General features: G+C 37.0%; 5 protein-coding genes. All 5 read left to right on the forward strand.

From position 1 onward, the window contains the following. Positions 1 to 26 precede the first annotated feature (26 nt). The 5 genes from L1276_RS17430 (at position 27) to L1276_RS17450 (ending at position 11,065) form a co-directional block, all read left to right on the forward strand. Positions 27 to 1,892 (forward strand): exo-alpha-sialidase, encoded by a 1,866-nt coding sequence (locus L1276_RS17430; protein WP_253790025.1) that lies wholly within the window; start codon positions 27 to 29, stop codon positions 1,890 to 1,892. A gap of 237 nt (positions 1,893 to 2,129) precedes the next feature. Then, positions 2,130 to 4,901 (forward strand): glycoside hydrolase family 78 protein, encoded by a 2,772-nt coding sequence (locus L1276_RS17435; protein ID WP_253790027.1) that lies wholly within the window; start codon positions 2,130 to 2,132, stop codon positions 4,899 to 4,901. Positions 4,902 to 5,055: 154 nt separating this feature from the next. Next, positions 5,056 to 6,474, forward strand: coding sequence for an acetylxylan esterase (locus L1276_RS17440; protein ID WP_253790029.1), 1,419 nt, complete (start codon positions 5,056 to 5,058; stop codon positions 6,472 to 6,474). Positions 6,475 to 6,661: 187 nt separating this feature from the next. After that, positions 6,662 to 9,124 carry a glycoside hydrolase N-terminal domain-containing protein gene (locus tag L1276_RS17445; RefSeq protein ID WP_253790031.1) on the forward strand — a complete coding sequence of 821 codons (2,463 nt, stop codon included), beginning with the start codon at positions 6,662 to 6,664 and terminating at the stop codon, positions 9,122 to 9,124. A 372-nt stretch (positions 9,125 to 9,496) separates the two neighbouring features. Further along, the gene (locus tag L1276_RS17450; RefSeq protein WP_253790033.1) at positions 9,497 to 11,065 is read left to right on the forward strand and encodes a glycosyl hydrolase family 65 protein; all 1,569 of its coding nucleotides are present in this window, start codon (positions 9,497 to 9,499) and stop codon (positions 11,063 to 11,065) included. The last annotated feature ends 133 nt before the right edge of the window (positions 11,066 to 11,198 follow it).

An 11,198-nucleotide genomic window follows, 5' to 3' on the forward strand; every position in this document is an offset into this window, starting at 1 on the left:
TCTTAGAAGTTATAAAAACATAAAGAATGATTACTTTCCAAAACATAAAAACCAACATCATAACCACAGCCACAATTATATTGGCTTGCACTACTGTAAATGCACAAAACGACACTGTGCGTTATGTTGGTAAAACACTTTCAAACATTGATTACCATCACGGACAATTAAGCCCCGCGGTTGGAGTTCACGCTACACAAATTATGCGTGCAAGCCGTGAACACCCAGAAAAAGCAGATGGTTTTGGATGGACATACAACCACCAGCCAATGATGGCGTATTGGAATAATACCTTTTATTTACATTATTTAAGCGACCCATCAGGCGAACATATTCCGCCAAGCCAAACTTTGATTATGAATTCCAAAGATGGCGTAACTTGGACAAAACCAGAAGTGATTTTCCCAATTTATAGAATTCCTGACGGATGGAAAAAAGAAGGCGTTGAAGGCGTTGCCAAAAACCTCGATGCGATTATGCACCAAAGAATGGGGTTTTACACGTCAAAAGACAAAAGACTTTTTGCCTTAGCCTATTACGGAATTGCAATGGATGAAAAAGACGATCCAAACGACGGAAAAGGAATCGGACGCGTAATCCGTGAAATCAAGAAAGACGGAAGTTTCGGCGAAATTTATTTCATCAGATACAACAAAACTTGGGACAAATCGAAATCGAAATTCCCATTTTATACCGCATCAAAAGATAAAGGTTTGAAAAAAGCTTGCGAAGAGATTTTATCTGAACCTTTGGTTTTACAGCAATGGGTGGAAGAAGCAGATCGTGACGATGAATTGATTCCGTTACAGAAACCATACAAAGCTTTCAGTTATTACCATTTGACAAACGGAAATGTTGTTGGTTTATGGAAACACGCTTTAACCTCGATCAGTAGAGACGGAGGAAAATCTTGGGATTATATGCCATTGCGTGCGCCAGGATTTGTAAACAGCAACGCCAAAATATGGGGACAAAAAACATCAGACAATCGTTATGCAACGCTTTATAATCCGTCAGAGTATCGCTGGCCTTTGGCAATTTCTACAAGTGATGACGGACTGAATTATAAGGATTTATTATTGGTTCACGGAGAAGTAAGTCCGATGCGTTATGGCGGAAACTACAAATCAGCAGGTCCGCAATACGTTCGTGGAATCACAGAAAAGAATGGAACTCCGCCAGACGGAAAAATTTGGGTGGGTTATAGTGTAAATAAAGAAGATATTTGGGTGGCATCGGTTCCTGTTCCTGTAACTTCAGAGGTTAAAGAACAAGCAAATGATGTTTTCAATGCTCTTCCTGATGGAGAAGAATTAAAATTATGGAATACGTACGATCTTTCGTGGGCATCAACAAAAATCGAAAAGAAAGCCGATGGTAAAAAATGGCTGACGTTAAGAGATCAGGATTATTTTGATTATTCACGTGCCGAAAGAGTAATTCCATTTACAGCAAAATTAGAAGCAGTTTTCACCGTAAAACCAGAGCAAAATAATCATGGTTTATTGCAGATTGAATTTCAAAATAAACAAGGTTTGCCATCTGTAAGATTGATTTTTGATTCGGATGGAGAATTAAAGGTAAAAAATGGTGCGCGTTTGAGTTCGGTTACAAAATACGAAGCAAACAAAGCATATACAATCACAGTTAAATTAGATGCTAAAAACCGTCAATACACTATAAAAGTAAACGATGGAAAAGAATCAACAAAGATATTTTACGCGCCAACAGATGGTTTTGAGCGAATTATGTTCCGAACAGGAGAACAAAGACATACGCCAAATCCAGACACAGAACCAGACACAGACGATTACGACGATCTGCCTCAAACCGGAAAATTAATTCCTGAAGCAGTATTCAATATCGAATCGTTAATTACTAAAAAGTTGTAAAATATATTGCCACTAATTACACGAATTGTCACAAATTATTTTTGGTAATTATTGATTTAAAAATTAGTGAAATTTGTGTAATTCGTGGCAAAAAAAGAACGCGGATTAAACAGATTCGCTATCGCGAAAACGCAGATTCACACGGATTTTATATTTTTAAACAGAAAAAAATCCGTTTTATCCGCGTCTTTACGAAGTAAATCAGTGTCATCAGTGTGCTAATCTCAACAATAATAAATGAAGCATTTTAAAATTATAGTATTTCTTTTAGTCACATTCATTTCAAATGGACAAATTTTGCCTGTACGTTTAACAACAGAAATGGCTGAAAATCCATTGGCTGTTGTTCAGAATCAGCCGAAATTAAGCTGGCAGTTGGTTTCAAAAGAATCTGATGCATCACAAATAGCTTATCTTATTTTGGTTGCTTCTTCTGAAGAAAAACTAAATAATGACGAAGGAGATATTTGGAATTCTGGAAGAGTAAATTCCGACAAAAATCTTCATATTATTTATAGCGGAAATCCATTAAAAAACGAAACTAAATATTTCTGGAAAGTTAAAGTCTGGAATCAATCAGGAAAAATTTCTAAATGGAGTAAAGTTGCTTCTTTTAGAACTGCTTCATTAGAATCAGATTTAAATCCGACTTGGATTGGTGCAATTACCAAAGCCGACAGCCATTTACCAGATGGAAGAAATTATCACACAGCCACTTTCAACAGAGAAAAAAAGAACTCTTTTATCAATGCTTCCGATTCTTTGTCAAGGAGAAGTATTATGCTTCGTAAACCTTTCGAAGTAAAAAAAGAAATCAAAGAAGCCGTAGTTTACATTTCAGGTTTAGGACATTACGAATTGACGATCAACGGAAAAAAAGTGGGTAACAGCCAATTTGCGCCTTTGTGGACCGATTACGACAAAATGGTTAATTACAATGTTTACGAATTAGGCGCGAAAGAATTTCAAAAAGGTGATAATGTAATTGGCGTTTTGTTAGGAAACGGAATGTACAATACATTGGCCGAAAGATATACCAAATTCTTCGTGAGTTTTGGTCCGCCGACTTTATTCTTCAAAATGAAAATCAAATATAATGATGGCTCAGAAGAAATTATTAAGTCAGATGGATCTTGGAAATACAGCAAAAGTCCGATTACGTATAACAGCATTTTTGGTGGAGAAGATTACAATGCCAATTTAGAACAAAAAGGTTGGAATAGAAAAGGATTCAAAGATCGAGATTGGAAAAAAGTTGTGGTTCAGGAAGCGCCAAAAGGAGTTTTAAGACCTCAGACAGCTCCGCCAGTTACGATTCAGAAACAATATGAAGTTAAAACCGCAAAAGAACTGAAACCGAATTTCTATGTTTTTGATATGGGACAGAATCTTTCGGGATTTCCAACCATCAAGGTAAAAGGAAAAAAAGGACAAACAATCCGTGTTTGGGTTGCTGAAGGTTTAAATGAAGAAGGTACAATTGCACAGGGAAGATCTGGAAAACCATACTATTACGATTATACCTTAAAAGGAAAAGATGTAGAAGAATGGACACCAAAATTCAGTTTCTACGGTTATCAATATGTTCAAATTGAAAACATCAATTATAAAGAAGCTAAAAACAAACAGCTTCCAACTTTGGTTGATTTAAAATCTAATTTCATTTATAATTCAGCTGGAGAAGCAGGAAGTTTTGCCTGTTCGAATGAGATTTTCAACAAAACACACGAACTGATTAACAACTCAATCAAAAGCAATTTTCAAAGCGTTTTTACCGATTGTCCGCAACGTGAAAAGTTAGGATGGCTCGAAGAAATTCAGTTGAATGGACCTGGATTAATGTTCAATTATAACCTTCAGACTTTTCTTCCTGCAACGATGCAGAATATTTCTGATTCACAAAGAGAAAATGGTTTAATTCCGACAATTGTTCCTGAATATGTCATTTTTGGAGGCGATTTTACTGATTCTCCAGAATGGGGAGTTACAGGCGTAATTCTGCCTTGGATGTATTATGAATATTACGGAGATGCTTCATTATTAGAGAAATATTTTCCTGTTATGAAGAATTACGTCGATTATTTAGGAACGAAAGCAACAAACCATATCGTTTCGCACGGATTAGGAGATTGGTACGATTACGGAACGCATCCTGCAGGATATTCTAAAAATAGTCCAATTGCACTTTCTGCGACTTCGCACTATTATTACGGAGCTTATTTAGTAGCGAAAGCATCAAAATTATTAGGTAAAACGGAAGATTTTGAGAAATACAATGCTTTGGCTTCAGAGATTAAAATAGCTTTCAACAAAGAATTTTTTAATGAAGAAACCAAGCAATATGGAACAAAGAGTCAGTTTAGCAATGCCGTTCCAATTTTTATGGATATCGTAGAACCTCAGTATAAAGAAGCTGTAATGCAAAATCTATTAGCCGATATCAAAGAAAAAGGCGATCGTTTGACAACTGGTGATGTTGGAAATCGTTACTTATTTCAAACTCTGGCGAGAAACGGCGAAAATGAAACCATGTTCAGAATGCACAATCATTACGATGCGCCGGGTTATGGTTTTCAGATTAAATTTGGTTTAACGACTTTAACCGAACAATGGGATCCGACAAAAGGTAATTCGTGGAATCACTTTATGTTAGGTCAGATCGAAGAATGGTTTTACCAAAGTTTAGCCGGAATTATGTCCGATCCTGAAAAACCGGGTTTCAAACATTTCTTTATTCAGCCGGAAGTAGTTGGCGATATGACTTTCGCGAAAGCGGATTATCAATCGGTTTACGGAAAAATTGCTTCTTCTTGGGAAAAGAAAGACGGCAAATTTATTCTGACAGTTCAGATTCCGGTAAATACAACAGCGACTATAAAATTGCCAGTGGCTAAAAATTCAGAAATAAAGATTGATAATAAAAAGATTAGAGCAGGTTTTGATGAAAAAGCGAAAAAGCCTGTTTTGGAATTAGGGTCAGGAATTTATACAATAGAATGCACAATATAATGGGACGCGGATGACACGGATTTACTTCGTAAAGACGCGGATAAAAACGGATTTTTCTTTTTTAAAATAAAACAAATGAAAAAAATCCGTTTTATCAGCGTTTTCGCGATAGCGAATCCGTTTGATCAGCGTACCAACACACAACAATATCAAAATGAAAAATTTAAAATACATCTTAATAGTTTCCATTTTTGCTTTGACCTTTGCCAATGCGCAGAGCACTTCTGATACTAATTTTAGAAAACCAGTATCGGAAACGCTGAAAAAGATTGAAACTCTTTTTAACGTAACGATCAACGATGACAGAGGTTTATTAAAAGGAAAAGAACTGGACTATGCCGACTGGAGAATTGAACCTGGAAATTTAGCGCTTTCGCTGACTAATATTCTAGCGCCGTTTGAATTGATGTATTTCAAACAACCCGACGGAACCTACATTATACGCAAGTATGAAAACCATAAAGTTTCGGTAGATAAAGGGAAAGAACGCTTATTTTATTTGGAAGGTCTTTATTCAACTAAAGAACAATGGGAAAAACGTAAAGCAGAGTTAAAAGCTTGTATGATTGCATCTTTTGGTTTGGACAAAGCCCCTCCGATGCCAAAATCGAAACCGATTTTAACTCCAAAGAGAATTTATAAAGATTACAGTGTTGAAAATATCGCTTTGGAAATCCTTCCAGGCGTTTATGCAACAGGTTCTATTTATAAACCATATCCGTTAAATAAAAAATCGGCAGTTATTTTAACGCCTGACGGACATTTTGGGGGTGGACGATATAGAAAAGACGAGCAATACAGATGTGCTATCATGGCTAAAATGGGAGCAATCGTTGTAGGGTATGATTTATTTGCTTGGGGAGAATCGCTATTGCAATTTCCAGAAGAAACGCATAGAAATAGTATTGCATCAACCGTTCAATTGCTTACAGGAATTCGTTTATTGGATTATTTAGCAACCGTAAAAAATGCTGATATATCGAGAGTTGGTGTTACAGGTGGTTCTGGCGGAGGTTCGCATACCATGTTTTTAGCAGCAATTGATGATCGAGTGAAAGTTTCAGCTCCTGTTGTAATGGTTTCTTCTCACTTTTCAGGCGGTTGTCCATGCGAAAGCGGACGCGGCATTCATCTTTGCGGAAACGGAACAAACAATGCCGAAATCTCAGCTATGATGGCGCCAAAACCACAATTGATTGTTTCTGACGGAAAAGACTGGACATTAGCAGTTCCGGAATTGGAATTTCCTTTTATCCAAAGGACCTATGAATTATATGGAAAGAAAGATTTAGTTGAAAATGCTCATTTTGCAAAAGAAGGACATGATTTCGGAATCTCGAAACGTATGGCGTTGTATCCGTTTATGGCAAAATATTTAAATTTAGATTTGAATAAAGTAAAGAACGAAAAAGGCGAAATCGACGAATCGACTTGTGTGATTGAACCTTATGAGAAATTATATGTTTTTGGAAACAAAGCTGAAAATCTGCCAAAAAATGCATTGAAAGACATCAACAAATTATATGAAATGTTCGGAGAAAAAAATCTGAAAGTTTACGAGGTTAAGAAGTAATATTTGGGCGTGACCCAATTTGAAAAAGGGGGCACTCTCGAAACCGTTCAATTCGCCCCCTTTCCCAAATTGGGTCGGGCTATCCGCGCTACTTCGGTAGCCAGCTTCTATCCCTCACGCGCTATCGTAATTTAAGAACATTTGTGGTTAAAAAAACAATTCGGGTTTTGCCCAAAAAGTATAAAATATGAAGTTAAAAATTAAAATAATCGCTTTTCTAGGAGTTTCGCTGTTTGTTTTACAAAACACAACAGCGCAAAGCAACACCAACCTAAAACTTTGGTACGATAAACCAGCCTCAATTTGGAACGAAGCTTTGCCTTTAGGTAACGGACGTTTGGGCGCGATGGTTTTTGGTGATCCAGCGGTTGAACGTTTACAATTAAATGAAGAAACCATTTGGGCGGGTTCTCCAAACAGCAATGCACATTCAAAATCGATAAAAGCACTTCCAATTGTTCGTCAGTTGATTTTTGATGGGAAGTTTGATGAAGCACAAGATTTGGCTACGCAAGATATTATGTCGCAGACGAATGACGGAATGCCGTATCAGACTTTCGGAAGTGTTTATATTTCGTTTGCAGGGCATCAAAAATATACAGATTATTACCGTGATTTAGACATCAGCAACGCTACAGCGAAAGTAAAATACAAAGTAAATGGCGTTGAATTTACAAGAGAAATTCTAACCGCATTTTCAGATCAGGTAATTGTGGTAAAACTTTCGGCAAGTCAGCCCGGACAAATTACGTGTAACGTTTTCATGAACAGTCCGATTGATAAAACCGTAGCGTCGACAGAAGGAAACCAGATTATACTTTCGGGAGTTGGAACTAATTTTGAAAATGTAAAAGGAAAAGTAAAATTTCAAGGCCGATTAAGTGCTAAAAACAAAGGCGGTGAAATCGATGCGAGTAACGGCGTTTTAAGCATCAACAAAGCTGATGAAGTGACTTTATACATTTCGATTGCTACTAACTTCAAAAACTATCAGGACATTTCAGGAGATGAAATTGCAAAAAGCAAAGACTATTTAGCGAAAGCTGAAATCAAAGATTTCGAGACAATTAAGAAAGCCCACGTTGATTATTACCAAAAATTCTTCAACAGAGTATCTTTAAATTTAGGTTCAAATGATTTGGTTCAGCAACCAACAAACGAAAGAATCCGAGATTTCTCTAAACAGTTTGATCCCCAATTAGCGTCGTTATATTTCCAATTCGGACGTTATCTTTTAATTTCGAGTTCACAGCCAGGCGGACAGCCAGCAAATTTACAAGGAATCTGGAACGATATGGTAACTCCACCTTGGGACAGTAAATACACGACAAACATCAATGCCGAAATGAATTACTGGCCTGCACAAGTAACCAATCTGCAGGAAATGCACGAACCTTTTGTGCAAATGGCAAAAGAGTTGGCGGTAACTGGTGCAGAAACGGCAAAAACAATGTATAATGCCAGCGGTTGGGTTTTACATCACAACACTGATATCTGGCGTGTAACTGCTCCGGTAGATTCAGCTGCTTCGGGAATGTGGCCGACAGGTGGCGCTTGGGTTTGTCAGGATTTATGGGAAAGATATTTATACACGGGAGATAAAAAGTATCTGGCAGAAATTTATCCAATCATGAAAGGTGCAGCCGATTTCTTTTTGGATTTTATGGTTATTGATCCTAATACAAAATATTTAGTGGTTGTGCCGTCAAGTTCACCTGAAAACACACATGCAGGAGGAACAGGAAAATCTACGATTGCATCAGGAACGACAATGGACAATCAGCTGGTTTTTGATTTGTTTACGCATGTTATGGAAGCTTCGGCTTTGGTTTCACCAGATGCTGCTTATGTGAAAAAAGTAAGTGATGCTTTGGCAAAAATGCCACCAATGAAAGTGGGGAAACACAGTCAGTTGCAGGAATGGCAGGACGATTGGGATAATCCGAAAGACAATCACAGACACGTTTCGCATTTGTATGGCTTGTATCCGAGTAATCAGATCTCGGCAATTAAAACGCCCGAATTATTTGAAGCCGCAAAACAATCCTTGATCTACAGGACAGACGAATCTACAGGTTGGTCAATGGGATGGAAAGTGAATTTGTGGGCGAGATTACTAGACGGAAATCACGCTTATAAATTAATTCAGGATCAATTGCATTTAGTAACCGCGGATCAAAGAAAAGGCGGAGGAACTTATCCGAATATGTTAGATGCACATCAGCCGTTTCAAATTGATGGTAACTTTGGATGCACAGCCGGTTTTGCCGAAATGTTAATGCAGAGTCAGGAAGATGTGATTCATTTACTGCCTGCCTTACCAACTGTCTGGAAAGACGGAAGCATAAAAGGTTTGGTGGCAAGAGGCGGTTTTGTTATTGATATGACGTGGAAAAACAATAAAGTTTCGGAGTTGAAAATCTATTCGAAAATAGGAGGAAACTGCCGATTGAAAGTTGAGAATGCTTTAAAAGGTTCATCAATCAAAAAAGCAAAAGGAAAAAATTCAAATCCGTTGTTTTATGATGTGGAAGTGAAGAAACCGATTATTTCTAATGAAGCAAAATTGCCTAAAGTACAATTGCCAAATTATAACATTTATGATGTAAATATGAAAGCAGGGCAGACTTATATTTTTATAGGGAATTAATTAATTTCATATCCTAAAAGGTTTTAAAAACCTGTTAGGTATTTACAGTTTTACGCACAGTTTGTCATTTCGACGAAGGAGAAATCTCCACAAGTAACTCCGTAAAGTGAATCGCCAATCTTTGTCGAGTTTCTAACGAAGATTTCTCCTTCGTCGAAATGACAAGATTGTGTTGAAAAAAAAGTTAACACTCCTACAAGGTTTTGAAAACCTTGCAGGAGTAGTAAACCTTGAAAGAGTGGAAAAACGAGAACGTCTCTTGCGTGAGTGATGGAAGTGGAGCTCTCCCGATTTTTCATCGGGAAGCGGGAACGGACAGCACGACCCGAAGGGACACGCCCAAAGAATTAGTTTAAAAATAATAATTAGAATATGTTACAACATTTCAAACATAAAATAATAACGCTTTCAATTGTAATCGCTTGTATAAACAGCGGTTGCAAATCGACTGCGGAACATTCTCAAAAAGGAAAATCAGTAATTTTAAAAGAAAAAAACTTCAAACATTATGTTGATTATTTCAACACGATGGAAGATGAAAATTTGAAGTTTGCGATTCCGAATGACAGCGCGTGGGCTTGGATGGAAAAGAATATTCCGTTGTTTGAATGTCCACAGCAGAATTTTGAGGAAATCTATTATTTCCGTTGGTGGAGCGTTCGTAAACATATCAAGAATACACCACAGGGATTTGCGATTACAGAGTTTTTGGTAGATCGTTCGTATGCCGATAAATACAATATGATCAGTTGTGCTTTGGGACATCATATTAACGAATTTAGATGGGTTCATGATCCGAAATACATTGAGCAGGATGTGAAACTTTGGTATAGAGGAAATGATGGAAAACCGATGAACAAATTGTATAAATTCAGCAGTTGGACAGCCGATGCTTTATATAATCGTTATTTGGTGAATAAGGATGAAAAATTCTTATTGGATTTGTATCCAGATATGGTTACTGATTATGTCGTTTGGGAAAAAGACCGCCAGCGCAAAGACGGTTTGTTTTGGCAGCATGATGTAAAAGATGGAATGGAAGAGTCCTTAAGTGGCGGACGAAAAGTACAAAATGCAAGACCTACGATTAACAGTTATATGTACGGGAATGCTATGGCAATTTCTAAAATGGCTGCAATCAAAGGCGATAAAGAAGCAGAATCAAAATTCAAAGCTAAAGCTGACGTTTTGCAGCAATTAGTTGAAACGAAATTGTGGAATCAAAAAAGCGAGTTTTTTGAAACTTTTACAGAAAAAGATACATTAGCACAAGTTAGAGAAGCCATCGGATTTATTCCGTGGTATTTTAATCTTCCTGAAAAAGGTAAAGGTTTTGAAAAAGCTTGGGAGCAGATTAAGGATGAAAAAGGATTTTCGGCGCCGTTTGGTTTGACAACGGCTGAAAGAAGAAGTCCGCGTTTTAGAACGCACGGAACTGGAACCTGTGAGTGGGACGGTGCGATTTGGCCATTTGCAAGTTCGCAGACGTTAACTGCTTTAGCGAATGTTTTGAATAATTACGATCAGAATTTTGTTGCCAAACCTGATTATTTCAAACAGATGGATTTGTTTGTGCAGTCACAATATTACAGAGGGAAACCTTATCTTGGCGAATATTTGGACGAAACAACGGGGTATTGGTTAATGGGCGACAGAGAAAGAAGCCGTTATTACAATCATTCGACTTTCAACGATTTAGTAATTACAGGATTGGTTGGTTTACGTCCGAGAGCTGATGAAAAAATTGAAGTAAATCCGTTGATTCCGCAAGAAAAATGGGATTGGTTTTGTTTGGATAATGTTCTGTATCATGGAAATATTATAACGATTCTTTGGGATAAAACCGGAGAAAAATATAAAAAAGGAAAAGGTTTCAGAATCTTTAAGAATGGAAAAGAAATTGCAGTTTCTGAGAGATTGGAGAAGTTAGTTTCTGAATAAAATTAAAATTTGTTACGCAGAATTTTTCACGCAGATTTTAAACAGATTTTAGCAGATTAAAATAGATTTTTTTGATGTATAATCTAATCTGTAAAATGATAATAAAAATCTGTGAACATCTGCTTAAATCTGC

It is taken from the genome of Flavobacterium sp. HSC-32F16, assembly GCF_024171645.1.
Lineage (GTDB): Bacteria > Bacteroidota > Bacteroidia > Flavobacteriales > Flavobacteriaceae > Flavobacterium.